24 protein-coding genes are annotated in these 22,737 nt (G+C 36.4%); all 24 read left to right on the top strand.

The features are described from left to right. The first annotated feature begins 27 nt into the window (after positions 1 to 27). Entirely contained in the window at positions 28 to 1,410 is a 1,383-nt protein-coding gene (locus tag DWW10_RS21815; protein ID WP_118421070.1) for an NDP-hexose 2,3-dehydratase family protein, read from the top strand. Next, positions 1,407 to 2,441: a Gfo/Idh/MocA family protein gene (locus tag DWW10_RS21810; protein ID WP_022394471.1), complete on the top strand. Its 1,035-nt coding sequence runs from the start codon at positions 1,407 to 1,409 to the stop codon at positions 2,439 to 2,441. The genes DWW10_RS21815 and DWW10_RS21810 overlap by 4 nt, the downstream gene beginning before the upstream one ends. A 13-nt stretch (positions 2,442 to 2,454) precedes the next feature. After that, complete coding sequence (locus DWW10_RS21805; RefSeq protein WP_022394470.1) at positions 2,455 to 3,537, top strand: DegT/DnrJ/EryC1/StrS family aminotransferase; 1,083 nt, start codon at positions 2,455 to 2,457, stop codon at positions 3,535 to 3,537. A gap of 7 nt (positions 3,538 to 3,544) precedes the next feature. Then, entirely contained in the window at positions 3,545 to 4,741 is a 1,197-nt protein-coding gene (locus DWW10_RS21800; protein ID WP_022394469.1) for an ATP-grasp domain-containing protein, read from the top strand. Between the two features lie 17 nt (positions 4,742 to 4,758). Further along, positions 4,759 to 5,724, top strand: a complete 966-nt coding sequence (locus DWW10_RS21795) for an NAD-dependent epimerase/dehydratase family protein (protein WP_022394468.1) — start codon at positions 4,759 to 4,761, stop codon at positions 5,722 to 5,724. Between the two features lie 4 nt (positions 5,725 to 5,728). Next, positions 5,729 to 6,319 (top strand): acyltransferase, encoded by a 591-nt coding sequence (locus DWW10_RS21790; RefSeq protein ID WP_022394467.1) that lies wholly within the window; start codon positions 5,729 to 5,731, stop codon positions 6,317 to 6,319. A gap of 4 nt (positions 6,320 to 6,323) precedes the next feature. Continuing rightward, positions 6,324 to 6,788 (top strand): MaoC family dehydratase, encoded by a 465-nt coding sequence (locus tag DWW10_RS21785; protein ID WP_022394466.1) that lies wholly within the window; start codon positions 6,324 to 6,326, stop codon positions 6,786 to 6,788. 32 nt (positions 6,789 to 6,820) lie between these two features. Then, entirely contained in the window at positions 6,821 to 7,054 is a 234-nt protein-coding gene (locus DWW10_RS21780) for an acyl carrier protein (protein ID WP_022394465.1), read from the top strand. Continuing rightward, positions 7,054 to 7,800 carry an SDR family NAD(P)-dependent oxidoreductase gene (locus DWW10_RS21775; protein WP_022394464.1) on the top strand — a complete coding sequence of 249 codons (747 nt, stop codon included), beginning with the start codon at positions 7,054 to 7,056 and terminating at the stop codon, positions 7,798 to 7,800. Before DWW10_RS21780 ends, DWW10_RS21775 begins: the two co-directional genes overlap by 1 nt. A 5-nt stretch (positions 7,801 to 7,805) precedes the next feature. Beyond that, complete coding sequence (locus DWW10_RS21770) at positions 7,806 to 8,807, top strand: ketoacyl-ACP synthase III (RefSeq protein ID WP_022394463.1); 1,002 nt, start codon at positions 7,806 to 7,808, stop codon at positions 8,805 to 8,807. A gap of 7 nt (positions 8,808 to 8,814) precedes the next feature. Continuing rightward, positions 8,815 to 9,387, top strand: coding sequence for an MBL fold metallo-hydrolase (locus tag DWW10_RS21765; protein ID WP_022394462.1), 573 nt, complete (start codon positions 8,815 to 8,817; stop codon positions 9,385 to 9,387). An 8-nt stretch (positions 9,388 to 9,395) separates the two neighbouring features. Then, positions 9,396 to 10,850, top strand: coding sequence for a lipopolysaccharide biosynthesis protein (locus tag DWW10_RS21760; RefSeq protein WP_022394461.1), 1,455 nt, complete (start codon positions 9,396 to 9,398; stop codon positions 10,848 to 10,850). Positions 10,851 to 10,969: 119 nt separating this feature from the next. Continuing rightward, positions 10,970 to 11,914 carry a glycosyltransferase gene (locus DWW10_RS21755; RefSeq protein WP_022394460.1) on the top strand — a complete coding sequence of 315 codons (945 nt, stop codon included), beginning with the start codon at positions 10,970 to 10,972 and terminating at the stop codon, positions 11,912 to 11,914. Further along, positions 11,905 to 12,663 carry a 3-deoxy-8-phosphooctulonate synthase gene (gene kdsA / locus DWW10_RS21750; protein ID WP_022394459.1) on the top strand — a complete coding sequence of 253 codons (759 nt, stop codon included), beginning with the start codon at positions 11,905 to 11,907 and terminating at the stop codon, positions 12,661 to 12,663. The genes DWW10_RS21755 and kdsA overlap by 10 nt, the downstream gene beginning before the upstream one ends. A 5-nt stretch (positions 12,664 to 12,668) precedes the next feature. Continuing rightward, positions 12,669 to 13,139, top strand: a complete 471-nt coding sequence (locus DWW10_RS21745) for a KdsC family phosphatase (RefSeq protein WP_118421069.1) — start codon at positions 12,669 to 12,671, stop codon at positions 13,137 to 13,139. Positions 13,140 to 13,189: 50 nt separating this feature from the next. Beyond that, the gene (locus DWW10_RS21740) at positions 13,190 to 14,137 is read left to right on the top strand and encodes a KpsF/GutQ family sugar-phosphate isomerase (RefSeq protein WP_022394457.1); all 948 of its coding nucleotides are present in this window, start codon (positions 13,190 to 13,192) and stop codon (positions 14,135 to 14,137) included. 75 nt (positions 14,138 to 14,212) lie between these two features. Further along, positions 14,213 to 15,604 (top strand): O-antigen polysaccharide polymerase Wzy, encoded by a 1,392-nt coding sequence (gene wzy / locus DWW10_RS21735; RefSeq protein WP_022394456.1) that lies wholly within the window; start codon positions 14,213 to 14,215, stop codon positions 15,602 to 15,604. A gap of 47 nt (positions 15,605 to 15,651) precedes the next feature. After that, positions 15,652 to 16,302, top strand: a complete 651-nt coding sequence (locus DWW10_RS21730; protein WP_022394455.1) for an acylneuraminate cytidylyltransferase family protein — start codon at positions 15,652 to 15,654, stop codon at positions 16,300 to 16,302. Further along, complete coding sequence (locus DWW10_RS21725; RefSeq protein ID WP_022394454.1) at positions 16,302 to 17,294, top strand: polysialyltransferase family glycosyltransferase; 993 nt, start codon at positions 16,302 to 16,304, stop codon at positions 17,292 to 17,294. The genes DWW10_RS21730 and DWW10_RS21725 overlap by 1 nt, the downstream gene beginning before the upstream one ends. Before the next feature lie 79 nt (positions 17,295 to 17,373). Then, complete coding sequence (locus DWW10_RS21720; protein ID WP_022394453.1) at positions 17,374 to 18,462, top strand: glycosyltransferase family 4 protein; 1,089 nt, start codon at positions 17,374 to 17,376, stop codon at positions 18,460 to 18,462. After that, positions 18,462 to 19,577 (top strand): glycosyltransferase family 4 protein, encoded by a 1,116-nt coding sequence (locus DWW10_RS21715; protein ID WP_022394452.1) that lies wholly within the window; start codon positions 18,462 to 18,464, stop codon positions 19,575 to 19,577. The genes DWW10_RS21720 and DWW10_RS21715 overlap by 1 nt, the downstream gene beginning before the upstream one ends. 350 nt (positions 19,578 to 19,927) lie before the next feature. After that, complete coding sequence (locus DWW10_RS21710) at positions 19,928 to 20,947, top strand: polysaccharide biosynthesis protein (protein ID WP_022394450.1); 1,020 nt, start codon at positions 19,928 to 19,930, stop codon at positions 20,945 to 20,947. A 33-nt stretch (positions 20,948 to 20,980) separates the two neighbouring features. Continuing rightward, positions 20,981 to 22,141, top strand: coding sequence for a polysaccharide biosynthesis C-terminal domain-containing protein (locus DWW10_RS21705; protein WP_022394449.1), 1,161 nt, complete (start codon positions 20,981 to 20,983; stop codon positions 22,139 to 22,141). Beyond that, positions 22,138 to 22,737 (top strand): UDP-N-acetyl glucosamine 2-epimerase (locus DWW10_RS21700; protein WP_182021513.1); only part of this gene is annotated, 600 nt, incomplete at its 3' end. The genes DWW10_RS21705 and DWW10_RS21700, both read left to right, overlap by 4 nt.

The following is a 22,737-nucleotide window of genomic DNA, read 5'->3' as shown; positions in this document are numbered from 1 at the left end:
TAGATGAAAAAGATATATTGAAGTAATATGATTATACGTTCACTTTTAACTAACATGAATCCTTTCAATTCTACGGAAGAGATTCGTCAATGGATAGAAAGACGAAATCGCGAAGTAGAAGTAAAGGTTGAGAGAATACCATTTTCAGAAATGAAGATGTGGCATTCTGAGGATGATGGTTCTATTCGTCATGATTCTGGCCGTTTTTTTTCTATTGTTGGTATTGATGTCAATACCGACTATGGAGATAAGCGTCATTGGCGTCAGCCAATCATACTTCAGCCAGAAGTTGGATATCTTGGTATATTGACCAAGGAAATTGATGGCGTACTTTATTGCCTGATGCAGGCAAAGATAGAACCGGGGAATGTGAACTGCGTTCAAATCTCTCCAACACTTCAGGCAACCAAGAGTAATTATTCACGCGTACATTCTGGTAAATCTCCTAATTATCTGGAATACTTCGTAAATGCAAAGCCTGAGAATATCATCCTTGATCAGTTACAATCTGAACAAGGTGCACGGTTTATGCGTAAGCGCAATCGCAATATCATCATCAAAGTAGATGAAGATGTACCTGTGCTTGAAGATTTTCGGTGGATGACACTTGGGCAGATTAAGGAATTGATGTACTATGACAATATGGTGAATATGGATACACGTACAGTATTGTCTGGTTTGAAGATATCTGATTATGTTACTCCACTTGATGGATTGAAAGGTATGTCTCAGTTCGGAAAGGACATGATTCTTTCATCCGAAACAAATCATGCCTATATTAGCACTCGCGATCACCTTTCATGGCTTACAGGTTTAAAAGCTAAATACGACCTTTTCGTTGATTATTGTCCTGTTCTTGATATGTCAGGATGGGAGAAAACAGAAACAGAGATTGTGCGCCATGATAAGAAATTCTTCCGTATCATCGGTGTGAATGTTACTATCTCAAATCGTGAGGTTGCATCATGGTGCCAACCATTGGTTGAACCTATGCAATATGGATTATGCGCATTTATTATTAGAAAGATCAATGGCGTATATCATTTCCTTATGCAAGCAAAATTAGAATGTGGTAACTTTGATGTGATTGAGTTGGCACCTACTGTTCAATGCTTAACAGGCAATGTATATGACGAAAATGTGTATAAGCCAGACTTCGCTGAATACGTACTGAATGCACCAAAAGAGGAAATTATTTTTGATACACTTCAATCCGAAGAAGGTGGTCGATTCTACAAAGAGCAAAATCGTAATATGATTATTGAGGTAGGTGATGACTTTCCAATGGAATTACCTGAGCGTTATACTTGGATGACTCTCCGTCAGATATACAAGTTCCTTCGCTTCAATAATTACTTGAATATCCAGGCTCGAGGCTTGATTTCATGCTTGTCATATAAACTGTTATGATTAGAATAGGAATTATATGTCCTTCTGAAATTGCATTCAGAAGATTTCTTCCTGCATTGCAAAATGCTGGTGATAAGATACAATTTGCAGCCATTGGTATTGCAAGTCCTGAGGAATGGTTTGGTGATCTTTCCAATATCTCACAAAAGGCTATTGATGAGCAGCAGGCTTGTGAGCGTGCCAAAGCTCAATCTTTTATTGATCAGTATGGTGGTGAAATCATTGTTGGCTATGGCAATTTTGTAACGTCAGACAAAATTGATGCTGCATATATTCCTCTTCCTCCCGCACTTCATTTCCAATGGGCAAGGAAGGCGCTTGAATCAGGTAAACATGTATTTGTAGAAAAACCTTCAACAACATCTCTTGCTGATACAGATGAACTCATTCATATTGCAAGCGAGAAGAGTCTTGCTCTCCATGAGAATTATATGTTTATATATCATGCTCAGCTTGATGCTCTGAATAATGTTGTGAAGAGTGAAGAGATTGGCGATATACGTTTATATCGTATATCATTTGGATTCCCCCTTCGCCAGTTGAACGACTTCCGTTACAATAAGAAACTTGGTGGTGGCGCTTTGCTTGATGCAGGCGGTTACTGTATGAAGTATGCTCGCTATCTCCTTGGCGATACTGCAAGGGTTGTTACAGCACAGGTTAACAATATTGATGGTTTTGAAGTTGAGATGTATGGATCAGCCACAATGTCTAACAATAATGGCGATATAGCTCAGATATCATTTGGAATGGATAATGACTATCGTTGCGAAATTGAAATTTGGGGAAGTAAAGGAACAATCACATCTGGACGCATCCTGACAGCTCCTGCAGGATTCGTTCCTTCTTATACCATTAAGAAGAATCAGGAAATTGAAACTAGAGAACTACCTGCAGATGACGCATTCCTTAAATCTATTCAGAGATTTGTCGCATGCGTGGAATCAGGTGAGACCAGAAAAGAAGAGTATGACATCCTTCATACTCAAGAAACGCTCGTTGGGCAATTTAGAAAGTTAGCAAAAATTTGAAACAAAGATAATAATGGAACAAAAGAATATCTATGTTACCCAGCCTACCTTGGCTCCTTTAGAGGAAGTAGCAGAATTGATGAAAGGTATTTGGGAAACAGGCATCATGACTCATAACGGCCCTCTGGTACAACGTTTCGAGAAGGAAACTGCAGAGAAGTTTGGAGTACCAAATCTTGTATCTTGTGTTAACGGTACCATAGGACTTCAGATGGCAATCCGTACTTTGAATTTCAAGGGTGGTGAGATTATTACAACACCTTTCACCTTCATTGCTACTATCAATTCAATTCTTTGGGAGGGATGTACTCCTGTATTTGTGGATGTAGATCCTGAGACTTATACCATGGATCCTAAGAAGATTGAAGAAAAAATTACATACCACACTGTTGCTATTATGCCAGTACATGTATTTGGTAATTGTTGTGATATTGAGGCAATTGATGCCATTGCAAAGGCTCACAATCTCAGGGTTATCTATGATGCATGTCATTCTGTAGGTGTAAACTACAAAGGTCAAAGCATCTTCAATTATGGTGATATCTCTGTAACAAGTTTCCACGCTACAAAGATACTGAACACAACAGAAGGTGGTGGCGTCTTCACGCTCAATAAGGAACTTGATGAGAAGCTTAGAAGAATTCGCTTCTTTGGTTTCGAGAATCATGCAGATATTGTTGAAGATGGCACTAATGGCAAGATGACTGAGGTTCATGCTGCTGTTGGTCTTGCCAACCTAAAGTATCTTGATGCTGCCCTTGCAGATCGTGAGCGTAAATATAAGATATATAGGGATGAACTCTCTAAGGATAGTTCACTTTCATTTCAAAAGATTAATGGTTGTTGCAACTATAGCTATTTCCCTGTAGTATTCAAGGATGAAGAGTCTCTTCTCAAGGCTCAGGCTAAAATGAATGAGGAACACATCTTTCCAAGAAGATATTTCTATCCTTCAGTGAACACATTCACCAAGCTGGTGCCTTACGTACCAATGCTTCATTCTGAGGATTTAGCTAGTCGTATTCTTTGCTTGCCTTTGTATTATACATTAGCAGAGAACGATATGCAAAGAATTATTGATTGCATTTTAAAATAGTTCTGTCATGAAGAAATTGCTGTTGTTGGGTGGCGATGCTCTGTTGCTTCCAGTAATAAAGAAAGCCAAGGAGTATGGAATATATACAATTACTTGTGATTATCTTCCTGATAATATTGCTCATAAATCTTCTGATGAGTATGTCAATTTCAGTACAACAGACAAAGAGGACATTCTTGAATGGGCAGAGGCTAAGCATATAGATGGTGTTCTTACGTTTACTGATTCGGGAGCTTTGACTGCAGCTTATATCGCAGAGAAAATGGGATTACCTTATCAGTGTTCTTACGAAGCTGCATCAATACTTCAGGATAAGGCATTATTCCGTGATTTTCTTCAGAAGAACAATTTTAATTGCCCTCATGCTAAGGGATACTCAACGATAGAAGACGCAATGAAGGATCTCGATGAATTTTTATGGCCAGTCATTGTAAAGCCTGTTGATTCGGCAGGAAGTAAGGGTGTATGTAAAGTTGAGACAAAAGGAAAGCTACGTGAAGCTGTAGAAAATGCATTAAAGTTCTCACATAAGAAACATTTTATAATAGAAGATTTTCTTGAAATGGAAGGACTTTCTTGTGGATCTGAATCCTTTGCAATAGATGGTAAAGCTGTTTTTAATGGGCTATATGATCAATATTTCGACCAAGAATCTCGAAATCCTTATGTTCCTTCAGGAGAAGTATGGCCTTCGTCATTATCTGCTTCTTATCAAAATGAGTTAAAGTCAGAGCTTCAGCGACTATTTTCAATTTTAGGAGTAAGAACAGGTATATTTAATATTGAGTTTAGATTGTGCAAAAATGGTAAGCTATACTTAATGGAAGTTTCTCCTCGAGCAGGAGGCAACCGTCTTGCAGAGATGTTGGTACATGCTACTGGGCAAAACATAATTGATGCAGAGGTACGTAAAGCCGTTGGTTTAGAACCTAAAACTTTATCAGAAGCACAGTATGATGGACATTATGCAATTTTAGTTATGCATTCTCTATTGCCCGGAAAGTTTGAAGATATTGTTATTGAAGATCCTTTTTTCAATCATGTCATTGACAAAATGATCCTATATAAGAAGGGTGATGATGTAAGGCCCTTTACAGGTGCAAATGCATTAATCGGGACATTATTCCTCAAGTTTGATAGCCGCAAAGATCTTAATCATGCACTAGTAAATCAGAGTGACTGGCTGAAAATTAAAATAAACTGAAATAAATACATTTCGATATGAAGAAAATATTAGTATTTGGAGCAAATGGTGCGATAGGTAGATATCTTGTTGATTATTTCTATGAAAGAAAAGAAGAACATAATATTGAACTGATTACTGCCGACTTGAGCGGAAGTCAGTTTTTAGAAGAACGATCAGAGTTCCATCAGGTTGATATTAGTAAAAAAGAACAAGTAGATAGTCTTCCAAAGGATATATATGCAATTATTGACCTTGCTACTATTATGCCTGCTCGAATGAAAGGCTTCGATCCAAAGTTATATTTAGATGTGAATATTGGAGGAACATTTAACGTTTTGGAGTTTTGTAAAAATAAGAATGTAAACAGAATTCTATTTGCTCAAACTTTTGGTGATATTTTATGCAGATCAGAGGAAACACCGGAACTAAAAGTCGAAATGACTCCTTTACAGGACTATACAGATTCTAAAAGTGTATATATTACCACAATGAATACATGTGTTGAACTTATAAAGTGCTACCACGGATTATTCAACCAACGTAGTTTTATCTTTAGATTACCAACCATTTATTCTTGGAATTCTAAACCTTACTTTGAAGAAGGTAAGGAGATAAAAAGAGCATGGAGAATACTTATTGATCAAGCTATTGCAGGTGATGACATTCATGTGTGGGGTGATCCAAATAGAAAGAAAGATATGGTATATGTTAAAGACTTATGTCAGGAATTCTACAAGGCAACTTTCGTGGATAAAGATTTCGGATTCTATAATATAGGAACAGGTGTTGGCACTTCTTTGTTAGATCAAATCAAAGGATTTATTGAAGTATTTGGAGGTGATAAAAAATCTAAGATTTTGTTCTCTCCAGAAAAGCCGAATGCTCCTCAATATATTATGAATATCGATGAGGCGAAATGGGACTTAGGATATGAACCTAAATACTTTTTCTTGGACATGCTTCGAGATATGAAAAAAGAAATGGAACTTAATCGATTATAGAGTTATGGAAAAAGACAAGAATATGAGTTTTGATTTAATGGGTGATAATCTTAGAGATAAAATAAAATATGTTGGCGAGGGTGTTTCAATATATCCTATGTTCAAGATGATTCATCCACAAAATGCAGAGATTGATGACCATTGCCGTTTGTTCGACTTTGCTTTTATTGATGCAGGTAAGTCTCTAAAAATTGGAAAATACAGTCTTGTTACATGGCATTGTTTAATTGAAGGTGGCGCTAACACATATATTGGTGATAGAGTCTTTATTGGACCTGGATCGAAAGTCTTAACTTCGACCTATGAGCTTGATGGCTATTATGCAATAGAGAAGCTTCCAGGTGACACTCGCATGACGCGATATGGCGATGTAACAATTCATGATGATGCATATATAGGTGCTAATTCTACAATTATGCCAGGTGTAACAATTGGCGAAGGTGCAGTTGTTGGTGCAAATTCACTAGTCAACCGCAACCTTAAACCATGGGGTATATATTTTGGCAACCCTGTAAAGTTGGTGGGAACGAGAGAAAAGCCATCAGAAGAGCGAAAAATTATTGTTGACGCAATGGATTGGACAAAGCATTTCTAAAATTATGGTCAAAGTAATAATCAATACGATCGAGGATTTTCTTCAATTATCTGGAGAAAAATTAGGTGAGTCAAGTTGGCTGCTTGTAGATCAGAATATGATTAATCAGTTTGCTGATGCAACTCATGACCATCAGTGGATTCATGTTGATGCAGATAAAGCGAAGACAAATAGTCCATATCAAACTACTATCGCTCATGGTTATCTAACGTTATCTCTTCTTCCTTGTCTTTTGGATGAAATACTAGAGGTTAGAAATCTCAAGTATTTGGTGAATTACAGCATCGAAAAAATGGTTTATAAATCAGTAGTGTTGGTTGATAGCAAGTTGCGAATGGTTGCAACATTGAAATCAGCAAAAGACCTCGGAAATATCTGTAAGACTAATATCCAATGTACCTTTGAAATAGAAGGTCAAGAAAAACCTGTTTTGGAAGGTTCAATCGTATTCTTGTATTATTTCAATTAATATAATTATTCACAAATAAAAAAATAAGATTTATGGAAATTAATGAGTTCATTAAGGATTTCGCCGATCAGTTTGATGAAACAGAACTTGAGGAGTTCAAGCCTGAAACAGACTATCGTGAGAGTCTTGAGGAATGGAGTAGCCTTACTGGTCTTGCTATTCTCAACATGATTGACAAGAAGTATGGCATTAAGTTGACTAATTCTGAAATCAAAGCTACTGATACAATTCAGAGCTTGTATGATTTGGTAGCATCTAAGCTTTAATGCAGAATATATTTAGCTTAACAGGCAAAACAATACTCATTACAGGAGCATCGTCTGGCATTGGCAAAGCAGTGGCACAGCAATGTGCTGCTGTTGGTGCCAATTGTATTATTACTGCGCGTAACGAAGAAAGACTGAAACAGACTTTGGATAGCTTGGAGGGTAATAATCATCTGATGGTTATTGCTGATTTAAGCAACAATGATGCAATAGAGAATTTGGTTGCTAGCCTTCCAAAATTGAATGGTATTGTTAGTTGTGCAGGTATCGTTGAAACAAAAGTTTTGAAATTTGCAGATGAGAGTGATCTTGAGAGGTTGTTTCAAACAAATGCATTCTCTTCTATTAGACTAATTAGGTCACTCGTACAGGGCAAGAAACTAGAAAAAGAAGCTTCTATCGTTATGATATCTTCTATCTCTGGTGTAAGATGTGGCTATCTTGGTGGCTCAATTTATGGAGCTACAAAAGGAGCGCTTGAGGGCTTTACGAAAGCTATAGCATTGGAACTTGCTCCTCGAAAGATAAGGGTTAATACCATCACCCCAGGAATGGTAGAGAGTAACTTGCTTAATAATAGCGAGATAAGCGAAGAACAACTGGAAATAGATAAATCAAGATATCCAATGAAACGGTATGGTAAACCAGAAGAAGTTGGATATGCTGCTATTTACCTGTTATCAGATGCTACCAAATGGATGACTGGCTCATCATTATTAATAGATGGAGGTTATACACTAAATTGAAAATAATGAATAAAGTATATATTAAGGCAATCAATTACTATTTGCCTGAACAGATACTTACAAACGATCAGATATCGGAAAGATTTCTTGAGTGGTCGGCTGAGAAAGTGGCAAAAAAAGTTGGTATCACTGAGCGCCATCTTTCTGCTGAAAATGAAACTGCAGCTGATATGGCGTATAAAGCAGCAGAAAAGTTATTTGCAGAGAATCCAAAGGTAAAAGAACAGGTTGACTTTCTTTTGCTTTGTTCTCAGAGTGTAGATTATAAGTTGCCATCCAGTTCCTGTATTTTGCAGGATCGCCTTGGTTTATCCAAAAAATGTGGCGCTTTTGATTTTAATCTTGGATGCTCTGGTTACGAATATGGCTTAGCTGTTGCAAAGGGCTTAATAGTAAGTGGAATCGCAAATAATATATTGCTTCTAACAGCAGAAACTTATACCAAGTATATTCATCCAGAAGATAAAGGCAACCAAACAATCTTTGGTGATGCAGCAACCGCTTCTTTGATTTCGACAGAAGGATTTGCAGAAATTGGCGAGTTTGTATTAGGTACAGATGGTTCAGGTGCAAAGAATCTGATTGTCAATACAGGAGGCTCTCGTAACCCGGAGAAGACAGGAAATCAATCTATTGATGAAAACGGGAATATACAGTGGGATGATAATCTCTTCATGGACGGCGGAGCAGTATTCAACTTTACATCGGATGTTGTACCACCTATGGTAGAGGGACTCTTGGCTAAAGAGAATATGGTTCAAGATGATGTAGATCTTTGGATATTCCATCAGGCAAACAAATATATGATTAACTACCTTCGTAAGCTTATGATGATAGATAAGGATAAATTCTATATCTTCATGGAGAAGGTAGGCAATACTGTATCTTCTACTGTACCTATTGCAATTGCTGAAGCAAAGAAGGAGAATAAACTTCATGGCAAAGTGCTCCTTGCAGGCTTTGGAGTCGGTCTCAGTTGGGGTGCAACTATGATAAATTGCGAATAGTAACTTGATGTTACATCTTTTCTCCCATGTCAATACAGTATTTAGGTCGGTAAGTTATATTGTATATGATGATGTAATTAATGATTGCGTAATAATAGATGTAGGAGATACCAAAGAAATACTTGATATAATTGCTCCATTCAAATTAAAGACAATCTTGCTTACTCATGTGCATTATGATCACATATATGGCTTGAACGAGTTGTTGGCATTTCATCCAACTGTACCAGTATATACAAATGAGTTCGGATCAAAATCTTTGTATAGTCCATCAGACAACTTGTCTGCTTATCATGAGAATGAAATGATACTTAGTTCAAAAGCTAAAATCTGTGTTCTTAAAGATGATGTAAGGGTAAACATAGGCAATACTGAAATACGAGCTTTCGCAACTCCTGGGCATGATTGGTCATGCATGTGCTATTCTATAGGTGAATGGTTATTTACAGGAGATGCATATATTCCAGGGAAGAAGGTATTCACAAAACTTCAGAATGGAAACGCCCAAGAAGCATTAAAATCATTAGATAAAATTAAAAACAATTCCATGGACAAGATTATTTGTCCTGGACATGAGTAATATAAAAAGTGGTAGAAGAGTCATTAAAAAATAAAACTATTAAGGGGGTCGGATGGAGTGCCGCAGATGCTTTTTTGGGTCAAGGCGTAACATTTTTAGTTGGTTTAGTTCTTGCTCGTTTACTTACACCGGCTGAATATGGACTGATAGGTATTTGTTTAATATTTACAACGGTATTAGCAGGCGTTGTAGACAGTGGCTTTAGTAATGCAATAATTCGAAAGAAGGAAGTATCGTACGATGACTATAATACAATGTTCATTACAAATATGATTATAAGTTTAGTTCTCTATTTACTCCTTTTTTTGTCTTCTCCTCTAATAGCTGTTTTTTTTGACAGAGAAGAATTGATCCTTTTGGTACGTGCAATGGGTGTCATGTTGATTTTTCAGGCTTTGTCCATTACACAAGTGACAGTATTAACAAAGAGACTTGATTTCAAAACAAAAACAAAAGCCTCTTTGATATCTGCTATAGTTAGTGGAATAATAGGTGTTATTATGGCTTTTATTGGATTTGGTGTATGGTCCTTGGTTGGTCAGAAATTATCTCAAACACTGTTTTATTCAATAATATTGTGGATTCTGAATAAATGGCGACCATGTTTCAAGTTTAATAAAAATAGCTTTAGCTATATGTGGGGCTTTGGTTCAAAATTGATGCTAAGTGGTATATTAAATAATATATGGAATCAGCTTTATCAAGTTGTTGTTGGTAAGTACTATAGCCCATCAACATTGGGTCAGTATTCAAGATCTAAGGAATATGCTAATATTTTTTCTTCTAACATTACTGCAATAGTTCAAAGGGTTAGTTATCCTGCTCTTGCTGAAATCCAAGATAATAAAAAGAGAATGATAGAAGCTTATAGACGTGTTATAAAAGTGACAATGTTTGTATCTTCTATAAGTATGATATTTATGGGGGCTATTGCTGATCCTTTGATTTATTGTTTTATTGGACCGCAATGGAGAGAAGCTGCATCTTATTTGCCATTCATTTGTATAACAATGTCTACTTATCCTATACATGCAATCAATCTAAATATGTTACAGATTCAAGGGAGGAGTGATTTATTTCTTAAACTTGAGATTATAAAAAAAATATATGGTGTTATCCCCTTAGTGATTGGTGTGTTTGATATTTATATGATGTTGATAGCTCTCATTATTACATGTATAATATCTTTTTTCTTGAATTCGTATTATACGGGCAAATATTTGGGATATACATCGTTTGACCAGCTAAGAGACATTCTTCCTTCTTATGGTATTGCATTTATTATAGCTCTATCTGTGTTCTTTTTCAAATATATTCCAATTTCTTATTGGATTATTTTGCCAATTCAAGTAATAACGGGAATAATTATTGGATATTTTATTTGTGAATTTTGTAAGCTTCCAGAATATAAAGAAATTAAAGGAATTTTTATTGTTACTATTAAAAAATGTAATCTGTTTTGATAGTTTTCAATTAATTATTATTTGTAGTTTTATGTATCTATAAAAGATAAGTATGTTCAATATTATTCAAAGATACTGTTTTAGAAGGAAGCATAAACAACTAAAATTTATTGTAACAGATGGAAAATGATATGAGACCTGTTATGGTATCGATACAGTGCTTAGTTTTTAATCATGAACATTATCTGCGGAAATGTCTTGATGGTATAGTAATGCAGAAAACAAATTTTCGATTTGAAGCAATTGTGCATGATGATGTATCTACAGATAAGAGTGTCGAGATTATTCGGGAGTATTCAGAACGATATCCCAATATTATTAAGCCGATTTACGAGAAGGAAAACCAGTGGTCAAAAGGAAATATGGCATTGGACATACTCATGAGAGATGCCTGTATAGGTAAGTATATAGCAATTTGTGAGGGTGATGATTTTTGGATTGATACGAATAAATTGCAGGAACAGTTTGATGCGATGGAACTTAATCCAGAATATTCCATATGTTTTAATCGCGTTCAAGTAGTAGAAGAAGATGGTGTTACAAAAAGAAATTTAATACCATGGGAAGAATCAAAAATAAAGCAGGGTATAGTAACCATGAAAACTGTCGTAGATGAAGAATTTTTAGGGCAACATTGGTGTTTTCATACTTGCAGCTTTTTCATGAGGCGTGAAATATATAGCAAATATATAGAGTTTAGAAAGGATGTCCTCACCTCATTCCCATATGGTGATATGCCTCTCATTATGTGCGCTCTCACTACCGGAAATGGATTTTATATTGATAAAGTTATGGGGTGTTATCGATTTATGTCAGGAGGGTGGAATTCAAACAGTGGTAAAGACAAAAAGAAAGCAATGCAGATTATTCAAAAAGTTGTAGAAGGTTACAATCAGTTTGACGAGTACACCAACTTTAAATATCATAAGGGAATAAGTTGGAGAAATAATAGAGCAATTTTCTTCGGATTGTACAAAGGCTTAAGCCTTAATCCAAAATATTGGAGGTATTATCCAGAAATGTTAACACTTATCATCAAAAACATAAAGAAAAAATGGAAGTAAAACCTATGTTTATAGCAGGCCCTTGTGTTATAGAGTCAGAAGAATGCCTTGATATTGTTGCACAAGAGATTGTAAGATTAAATAAGAAATATGGTATTGATATCATCTTCAAGTCATCATTTGACAAGGCTAATCGTACTAGTATCTCTTCATATAGAGGACCAGGATTGGAGGTCGGTTTAACTATGCTCAATGATATCAAGGAGAAGTATGGACTAAAACTTCTGACTGATATTCATGAGAGTTACCAAGCGGCTCCTGCTGGTGAAGTAGTTGATGTTTTGCAGATACCTGCATTTCTGTGTCGACAAACAGATCTCCTTGTCGCAGCTGCAAAAACTGGTAAGGTGGTAAACGTCAAGAAGGCTCAGTTTCTTTCAGGTGATGATATGCAATTTCCAGTTCAGAAAGTAAGAGAGACTGGCAATGATAATGTATGGCTTACTGAACGTGGTAACATTTACGGTTATAATAATCTTGTTGTTGATTTCCGTAATATTCCTGATATGAAGAAGTATACTGATATTGTCATTATGGATTGTACTCATTCTGTTCAGCGTCCAGGCGGAAATGGTGGTAGTACAGGTGGTAACCGTGAGTTTGTACCATCAATGGCTTTGGCAGCAAAGGCATTTGGTGCTTGTGGGTATTTCTTCGAAGCTCACCCAGATCCTGAGCATGCAAAGAGCGATGGCCCTAATATGCTTTATTTGAAGGACCTTGAACAAGTAATTGTATCATTGTTGTAGTAGATATGCAAAAGATCAAAATACTGGTGATGGATGTGGATGGAACTCTCACAGATGGTAAGATTTACATGTCAAACCAAGGTGAGATGATGAAAGCATTTAATATCAAGGATGGTTATGCTATTGCTCGATTGGCTGATTTCGACATTCTTCCTGTTATTATCACAGGTAGAGAATCAGATATCGTTCTAAATCGTTGCAAGGAACTCAAGATAACAAACATACACCAAGGAATAGAAAATAAGATTCTTAAACTTCGTGATGTATGTGCAGAAAAAGGTATCTCTCTTAATGAAGTAGCATATATTGGTGATGACCTTAACGATATTGATTGTATGAACCTTTGTGGTTTTACAGCAGCTCCTGCTGATGCAATGCATAAAGTTAAAGATGTTGCAAACTATGTTTGTAATGCAAAGGGTGGAGAAGGTGCAGTACGTGAATGTATTGATTATTTAACATCTTTGGGTGCTTAAAAAATACTGTCATAATTGTAAATAGTTGATGTTAAATAAAAGGAATATTTATGATTGACGCAAATAAGTATGCCATTAAATGCTTCCAAGATGAGGCAAAGGCAATATTAGACATGATTCCAAATCTTACAGATGATTTCTCTAAGGCAGTGGATTTAATTTATAATTGTAAAGGTAGATTTGTGATTACTGGTGTTGGAAAGTCAGGCCATATAGGAGCGAAAATTGCAGCAACATTGGCTAGTACCGGTACTCCAACTTTTTTCGTAAACCCATTGGATGCTTATCATGGCGACCTTGGTGTGTTTACGCCTGATGATGTAGTTATGGCTATCAGCTATTCTGGCCAGACAGATGAGTTACTGAGATTCATACCACTGCTCCTTGATCGTAATATTCCTATCATTGGAGTTTCTGGCAATCCAAATTCTTTGCTTGCTCAATATTCTGTATGCCATCTTAATGTATATGTCGATAGAGAAGCTGATGCTTTAAACCTTGCTCCAACATCATCTACAACCGCAACACTCGCAATGGGTGATGCATTGGCATGTGCTCTTGAAAAAGTTCGCCACTTCAAGGCGGCAGACTTTGCGCAATTTCATCCAGGTGGTTCACTTGGTAGAAGATTGCTTTCAAGGGTTAAGGATTTTATGGTTTCTACAAATCTACCTATTGTTCATCCCGATCAGAAAATTAGTGATACTATCATTGAGATTAGTAAGACTAAACAAGGTATTGCTGTTGCTCTCGATAACAATAAGATAGCAGGTGTTGTAACTGATGGTGATGTTCGCAGAGCAATGTATGATAAGCAAGATAGATTCTTTGATCTTACAGTAAAGGAAATTATGAGTACTAACCCCAAAACGATAAGTGAAAATGCAAAATTGAGCCTTGCTGGCGAAATGATGAGAGAGTATAATATTCATTCACTTATTGTGGTAGATGATAATTTTCGATTTGTAGGAGTTATTGATAGTTTCTCATGTCTATAATTGTAGAAAAGCGTATATGGGAGTGGGCAGAATATTATAATCATAATAAACTTTTATAATCATTTAATCTTTTGCATGGCATATCAAGATAAATACAATTTTATTTTTAGGCCGCGCTCATCACAGATGATCCTGCTTACTGTCGTTTATTTATTTTCATTATACATTTGTAATGATCAATATGTTCATAATTTTAAATATAGCGTTGGTTATGTAGTCCTCTCTATAGTCTCCTTTAGGGCTGTATGGTATAGCAATAATGCAAAGATTAATTTATTTTTCTTGTACCTAGTTGCTTTTAGTCTATTTATTGGAGGTAGATTCTGGGTTGGTGTTTTTGATCATGATCTTGATATTTTTCAGCCGACATATTTTTTTGTATATAATGTTACACCAAAAAACGTATCGGAGTTGATGACATGGGTATATTCTTTTTTATACTTCGTTACGATAGGATATGTAATGTCAAGGAGGAGATGCTGTGTTATAAAGGAAGTCATTGATGGAAAGATGGATAGTAAAAAATGTGTTTCATTTGCAAAAATTGTTTTTCCTCTAATTTTAATATGTATATTAATTCAAGGTATGAATGAGATCTATTATGCTTTTACTTATGGATATGGCGTATCTTTAGTTGATGTTACTGAAAAAGAATACAATAAATCTTTTATAACAGTAATCAACTCGGTTGTAGGCGTAATGATGCTTGCTTTTACAAATGTATATGCAAAAAGTGAATATCCAAAATATCTTAAAATGTACATTCTTTATGGAATTTTAGTTTTAATTGGTGGATCTCGATTTGCATTTGCTTCTATACTTCTTATATGTATTTGGCTATATTCTAAAGAGAAAAATATTGGAATATCAAAAATTCTCATATATGTAATTGCCGGAGTAATAGTTTTGCTTGTAATATTTTCACTAAGCGCAAGAGGAGCCGGTTTGGAAGGTTTTATTATTTTTGACGCTTTGGAAGTTTTTTTGTATTCTACAGGAATTTCGTTAATGATATTTCATGCAAGTACTCTTGTTCATGGATATCCATGGATTGCATACATCCAAACTTTTATTCCAGGATCAACTTTTCTTTATTCCAAATTATCTGACCAAAAACTGCATATGCAAGATCTTACCTTTCAAGGGCACATGTGTTATGACTTGAACCCGAAATTATATGCAGATGGTAATGGATTAGGATGGTCTTCTCTTTCTGATTTATATCTCTATTCTGGGGCATCGATACTAGTCTTTTGCATACTTGCATTGGGCTTTGGTCTCTTTTTCGCTTTTTTGGAAAATAAGGCTGATGTTAATCTAAAATACAGATTTGTATTAATATCTATATCTCAGGGTGTTTTAATGATGCCAAGAGGAACATCCTCCCCATTGTTTGTAGGTGTAATCTATTCACTAATATTTATGTTTTTAGTCAAGAAAATGCTAGTGAAGCATGTTGATAAATAATAATTTTATGTATTAAATAGTTTTTAAATATAAAATAAAATTTCCATATGAAAGTTGTAGCTTTTGTTCCTATACGACTTAATAGTAAAAGAGTTGTTGGAAAAAATCTTAAATTACTCGGTGGTAGACCTTTGATGTGTCATATACTTGATACTCTAGTTGATGTTAACAAAATAGATGAAGTTTATGTTTATTGTAGTAATATTGACATTATTGAATATCTTCCAAAGGGGGTTAAGTTTTTGAAGCGTCCAGAGTTTTTGGATAGAGATGAGACTTTAGGTAAAGAAATATATGAAGAGTTCGCAAAGACCGTAGATGCAGATTTATATATACTTGCTCACACTACTTCACCTTTTATGAAAAAAGAAACCGTAGAAAATGCTATTGATAGGATTATTAATGATGGATATGATTCTGCTTTTAGCGCAAAAAAAATACAGACTTTTATTTGGTACAAGGGAGCACCTTTGAATTATGATCTCAAGGAAATACCACGGACACAGACAATTGAACCAGTATACGAAGAGACAAGTGCATTTTTTATGTTTAAGAGGGATGTGTGGAAGGTTCATCATCAACGTATAGGTAGTAACCCTTATTTTGCTTTAGTTGACGAAATAGAAGGTGTTGATATCGATTGGCCTGAGGATTTTGAATTTGCAGAAAAAATAATTGAGTCGAAAAAAGAGAAATAATGAAACATCTTTTTGTTATCAATTCTCATACCACATGTATGACAGCATTGGGAGTGATTGATTATTTACATTTAAATAAAGATGATATTATATTCGTCCTAGTTAGAAATTATAAGAATATTCTTATTCAGGGCAAATATAAAGAAATTGATATGTCATGGGCATATAGCTATAAATATTTTCAGAACTTATTATCTTGTCATAAGGCAATAAAAAAAATAGATAAACAAATAAATGAAGGAATTGGAAATAGTAATTATATAATGTATGCACCAAATCCTGGCGGAGTTCGTATTATACAGTTAATTTTTACAAATAGTTTTTGTTCTGGATTCAATTATCTTCAAGAAGGTGCTTTAGTTCTAAGTGGTCTTCTAAAAAAAAGGCAATTACCCCTAAACAGATCTGTTTTAGACCTTTTTTTCAAGATTCTTTATCAACATAGAATATGGTCATCTCATTTTAGTTGGCGAGTACCGGATTTTATTAATGACGATAGGTCAAATCCTGTTTGTTATGCTTTAAATGATAGTATATTTAAGGAACTAGGATATAAACAGCAAACTATTAATTGGCCTAAGTTTAATATAGAAAGCAAATATTCCCTGGATCCTCAATACCCATGCTTTATTTTCGAATCTTCTGTAGAAATGAATATTATTGAAAAGGACATTTATATGCATTTCGTTGAAGTTCTGATTGAAAGAGCTGCAGGTTCGATGAATTATTTTAAGTTCCATCCATTCCAATCGGCAGAGAATAGAGAGTATATAACAAGTTTGTTTACTAAGAGAGGACTGCAATTTAAGGAACTTCCTATGGAGTTCCCATTTGAGGTTTATTTATCATCTTATAAGCACATGACTGTATTAGGCTTTAAGAGTTCTTTGCTTGTTTTTGCCAAACAATTAGGACATAATACAGTAAGCCTGGAAAACGAATTACTAGCAAATTCTGCTAGATACAGCCATTGGAGGCAGAATGTTGAATAACTTCTGTTTTTCAGTCGTTATATTGGGAAGTCAGGTAGTATAATTATTGCTATAGTATCTTTTATTTTATATAGACTCTATGATTTATCATATTTACTGGGGGACAAGCGGCAATTCGGGTCTTTATTTAGACGCTATATATAAAGTGCTTGACAGTAAAGGATATAAACAACGTGCCTTTGTTAACTACTATTATCCATTTGATTATGGTGACAAGTTGTTTTTTAAGCGAGGAGATGTAGCTTTTAGTAAATATAAGGGGAAAACTCGGAAGATCTTTCAACTCATCGAGGTGCTAAAGGGTTATTTTTTGATTTTAATTTATTCTATAAAAGATAAACCCCAATTAATTAATTATTCCCATGCCGGACATAGTTTTTTCTTTATTCCTTTATTTCTAAAACTTCTTAAAAAGACATCCAAGGCAAAGCTTATTATCACTTGTCATGATGTTATGCCTCATGGCGGTATTTCATCTGAAATGAAGTATCGTAAGAAAATCTTTAATATTGGTGATTATTTGCTAGTGCATAATGATAATTCAAGGAAAGAACTTATTGAAGTCTTCAACGAAGATGAGTCGAAAATTGTTGAACATCTTTTCCCTATTATGGATTTATCAAAGCTTCCAAGTACATCTAAAAAGTACTCATCTGTTGATTTTTTGTTTATTGGACAAATGAGGCAAGAAAAGGGAATTCAGTTATTGTTGGATGTATGGCCAGAATTTCATAAGATTGAGCCTAAGGCTACATTGAGAATTTGTGGAAAACCTCAGCCTGGTTTGGATATTGAAAAAATGAAACTTTTAGCTTCGAATACAGAAATTAATCTAGGCTTTGTTACTGATGAAGATTATCTTGCCTATGTTGAATCTGCTAGATATGTATTATTGCCTTATCTTATGGGTTCTAACAGTGGAGTTATTTCAACGGTTTTATCTTCTGGTGCAGATGTCATTACTTCAGATCTTCCGATGTTTTTTGAAAATCCATTAGTTAACGATGAAGATATGTTTATTTGTGGAAATAAGGAATCCTTTCTTTCTAAGATGCGAGAGAAGTTTAAGGTGAATGAGCGTTCTACAAAAAAAGATAAGTTAAAGTTATACAACGACCAGTTTATACAAGAAGTTGGATCAGTTTATGCCTTAATCTATAACAAATAATGCAAAATAAAAAGGTACTATTTGTATGCCAGTATTTCTATCCGGAAACATTTCGTGGTAATGATGTGTCATTTCATTTATCCCATGAGGGCCATGATGTGCATGTTGTGACAGGTACACCTAATTATCCTGCGGGTAAGTTTTATGATGGATATGGTATTTTTAAGAAACGTCATGAGGTAATAAATGGAGTTAGAGTAACACACCTACCAATATTTCCTCGTGGGAATAATAAGATTATGCTGATGCTGAATTATTTCAGCTATTGGATTGTAGCATGGATTTATATTCTATTTCATGCTATTTGGCACAAGTATGATATGGTATTCTGCCAGCAACTATCTCCAGTGATGATGTCGGGTCCTGCTGTTCTATATAAAAAGTTACGACATGTACCTCTTTATATCTGGGTGCTAGATCTATGGCCAGAAAGTTTGACTGCTGCAGGTGGTATAAACAATAAATATATTCTTAGATTCTTTAAAAACTTTGTGGCGAGCGAATATAGATATTCTGACAAGATATTGATCAGTAGCCGAAGCTTCGTCGAAAGTATTCGCGAGTATGGTAATTATGAAGGTAAGATTATCTATTACCCACAATGGAGTGATGAGACATCAAGTACTGCTAAGAATTTTGAGATGCCTGATATACCAGATGGTTTCAAGGTTATGTTCGCTGGTGCTGTTGGAGAGGCTCATGGATTCGAATGCAATATGCAAGCAGCTTTGCTCACAAAGGAACATAAGGAGATTAAATGGATAATTGTAGGTGATGGCCGTAAACTTGACTGGGTTAAGCAATTTGTGAAGGACAATGGCCTTGAAGATACAGTTTATACACTAGGCCGTTTTCCATCAAATACGATGTCTTTGTTCTTTGAAAAGGCTGATGTTATGTTGGTATCGCTAACGGATTCTCCATTGTTTAATCTTTACGCACCTGCTAAGATAAGCTCATATATGGCATCGGGACGCCCTATCATTACCTGTTTAAATGGCGAAGGTAGTGAAGTTGTTAATGAGGCTAATTGCGGATGGAATGTAAAGGCTGGCGATGCTGCAGGTTTGGCGCGACTTGTAATTGAACTCTCACAAACGATAAATCTGTATTGAATGAAAAAGGAAAGGCTGGCCGTATTTACTATGATGAGCATTTTGATAAGGAAAGATGCTTGAGAAAGCTTGATGAAATCATGGGATTGAAGTAATTATAATGAGTATGAATGTATTATTTACATATGGGGTCATCTTTTTAATTCTGTTTATACTGGAACTGGCATATTTTAAAGTAGCAGATAGGTTTAATATCATTGATAACCTTGACAATCGGACTAGATTAATAAGTAATATCAAAAAACAGTATCTTTTTTTGATATTACTTATTAGGAAACCGCCTTGTGGCCGCTAACCTTGGATCTTACGTCAAAATAGAACGCTAATGTATATAATAAATCTTTATAATTATGTCTATTTTTAAAGACAAAGTGTTATTAATTACCGGTGGAACAGGTTCTTTCGGCAATGCAGTTTTGCGTCGTTTTCTTGATTCCGATATCAAGGAGATCCGCATATTTTCCAGAGATGAGAAAAAGCAGGATGACATGCGTCATCACTTGCAGAATCCCAAAGTAAAGTTTTACATCGGAGATGTGCGTGACAAACGTTCCGTTGACGGTGCAATGAACGGCGTGGATTATATCTTCCATGCCGCTGCCTTAAAGCAAGTACCCTCATGTGAATTCTTTCCCACGCAGGCTGTTCGTACCAATGTCCTTGGTACAGAGAATGTCCTTGATTCAGCCATTGAACATGGTGTAAAGAATGTCGTGGTCCTTTCCACAGATAAAGCCGCTTATCCCATCAACGCCATGGGCATCAGCAAAGCCATGATGGAAAAAGTCGCCATTGCCAAAGGCCGCCAATTGGGGGAGGATGGTACTACTACCATCTGTTGTACCCGTTATGGTAATGTAATGGCCAGCCGTGGTTCTGTGATCCCTTTATGGGTGGAACAAATGAAGGAAAACAATCCTATTACTATAACGGACCCCAACATGACCCGTTTCATGATGACTCTGGATGATGCCGTAGACTTGGTACTGTATGCTTTCCAACACGGTCATAACGGTGACCTGTTTGTTCAGAAAGCTCCTGCGGCTACCCTGGATGTCCTGGCTGATGCACTGAAAGAGTTGTACCATAGTACTGCTGACGTCAGAGTTATCGGTACCCGCCACGGAGAGAAGCTGTACGAAACACTGGTGACCCGTGAAGAGATGTCCAAGGCCATCGATATGGGTGATTACTACCGTATCCCCTGTGATACCCGCGACCTGAATTATGACAAATTCTTTGTGGAAGGCAGTGAGGAAGTCTCCCGTATAGAAGACTATCACTCCCATAACACCCACCGTCTGGATGTGGAAGGCATGAAGCAACTTCTCCTGAAGCTTTCCTTTATCCGCGAAGACCTTCATCTCTAATTCTTTCTCATTCTTAAAAAACTTAATGATTTTATGATACGAGTTGGCATAACGGGCCAGCCCGGCTTTGTAGGTACCCATCTTTACAATGAGCTCGGCCTGTTTCCTGATGAATTCCTGCGTATCCCCTTTGAAGACTCCTATTTTCAGAGCGAGGAGAAATTGCGTTCTTTTGTGCGTGAATGTGATGTTATCGTGCATCTGGCCGCTATGAACCGCCACCCGGATGCCTGTGTGCTTTATGATACGAACATCCACTTGGTAAGCCAGTTGATATCCGCCATGGAAGCTGAGAAGGTAACTCCATATGTGTTATTCTCTTCTTCTACGCAGGAGGAACGCGACAATGAATACGGACGTTCCAAACGCGAAGGGCGTAGGCTGCTTGAAGAGTGGGCGGGACGGAACCATGCCAGTTTTACCGGTATGGTCGTTCCCAATGTGTACGGTCCTTTTGGCCGTCCCAACTATAATTCTTTCATTGCTACCTTCTGCTATAAGCTGACTCATGGGGAAATTCCTGAGGTCCTTCAGGACAGTGTGGTGAATCTCATCTATGTGGGTAATCTCTGCAAACATATCATTGGGAAGATACGCGAAGCCGCTTCAAATGATGTTCCGGTGGTTGAACGTGATTTGGTTCCTTATGACTTTGAAAAGAAAGTAACTACGATATTAGGTGTATTGGAAAAATTTAAATCCCTCTATTTCGATCAGGGTATCATTCCTGTCCTGAAAGATAAGAATGAAGTGAATCTTTTCAATACTTTCTGCGGTTATATTGACTTTGTTTCTGTCTATCCCCGTAAGCTGGTAAAACACGAAGACCCACGCGGTATGTTTGTGGAAACAGTAAAATTGGGTATTGGCGGACAAGTCTCTTTTTCCACTACAGTTCCCGGTATCACACGCGGCAATCATTATCATACCCGTAAGATCGAACGTTTTACCGTTATCCGCGGAAAAGCCCGTATTCAGTTACGTAAGATAGGTACGGCTGAAGTCCTGAACTTCTATCTGGATGGCAATGAGCCTTGTTATGTGGATATGCCCGTCTGGTATACCCATAACATCACCAATATCGGGGATGAAGAGCTCTATACCCAGTTCTGGATCAATGAATGGTATGAGCCTTCTGACGGTGATACTTACTTTGCCCCTTGTGATAACACTGAAAACTATAAACAGAAATGAGCAAGCTTAAATTAATGACTATCATAGGCACCCGTCCGGAGATTATCCGCCTGTCTGCCACCATCAAACGTTGTGATCAATATTTCGATCAGGTACTGGTACATACGGGTCAGAATTATGATTACTCCCTGAATCAGGTGTTCTTTGAAGACCTGGGGCTTCGTGAACCTGACTACTACCTGAATGCTGTAGGGAAGGACCTTGGCGAGACTATTGGCAATATTATCGCGAAGTCTTACCAACTTATGGCAGAGATGCGTCCTGATGCGGTTCTCGTACTAGGTGATACCAATTCCTGTCTTTCCGTTATTGGTGCCAAGCGTCTTCATATCCCTATCTTTCATATGGAAGCGGGTAACCGCTGTTTTGACGAATGCCTTCCTGAAGAGACGAACCGGAGGATTGTCGATGTGACTGCTGACGTGAACCTTTGCTACTCCGAGCATGCCCGCCGTTACCTGAATGCTGCGGGTACTCCTAAGGAACGTACTTATGTGGTCGGTTCACCCATGGCTGAAGTTTTGCATAACAATCTGGAACAGATCAAGGGGAGTGATATTTTGGAAAAACTAAAACTGGAAAAAGGAAAATATATT

The organism is Bacteroides intestinalis, assembly GCF_003464595.1.
Classification (GTDB): domain Bacteria; phylum Bacteroidota; class Bacteroidia; order Bacteroidales; family Bacteroidaceae; genus Bacteroides; species Bacteroides intestinalis_A.
This window is presented reverse-complemented; position numbering and strand designations above follow the sequence as displayed.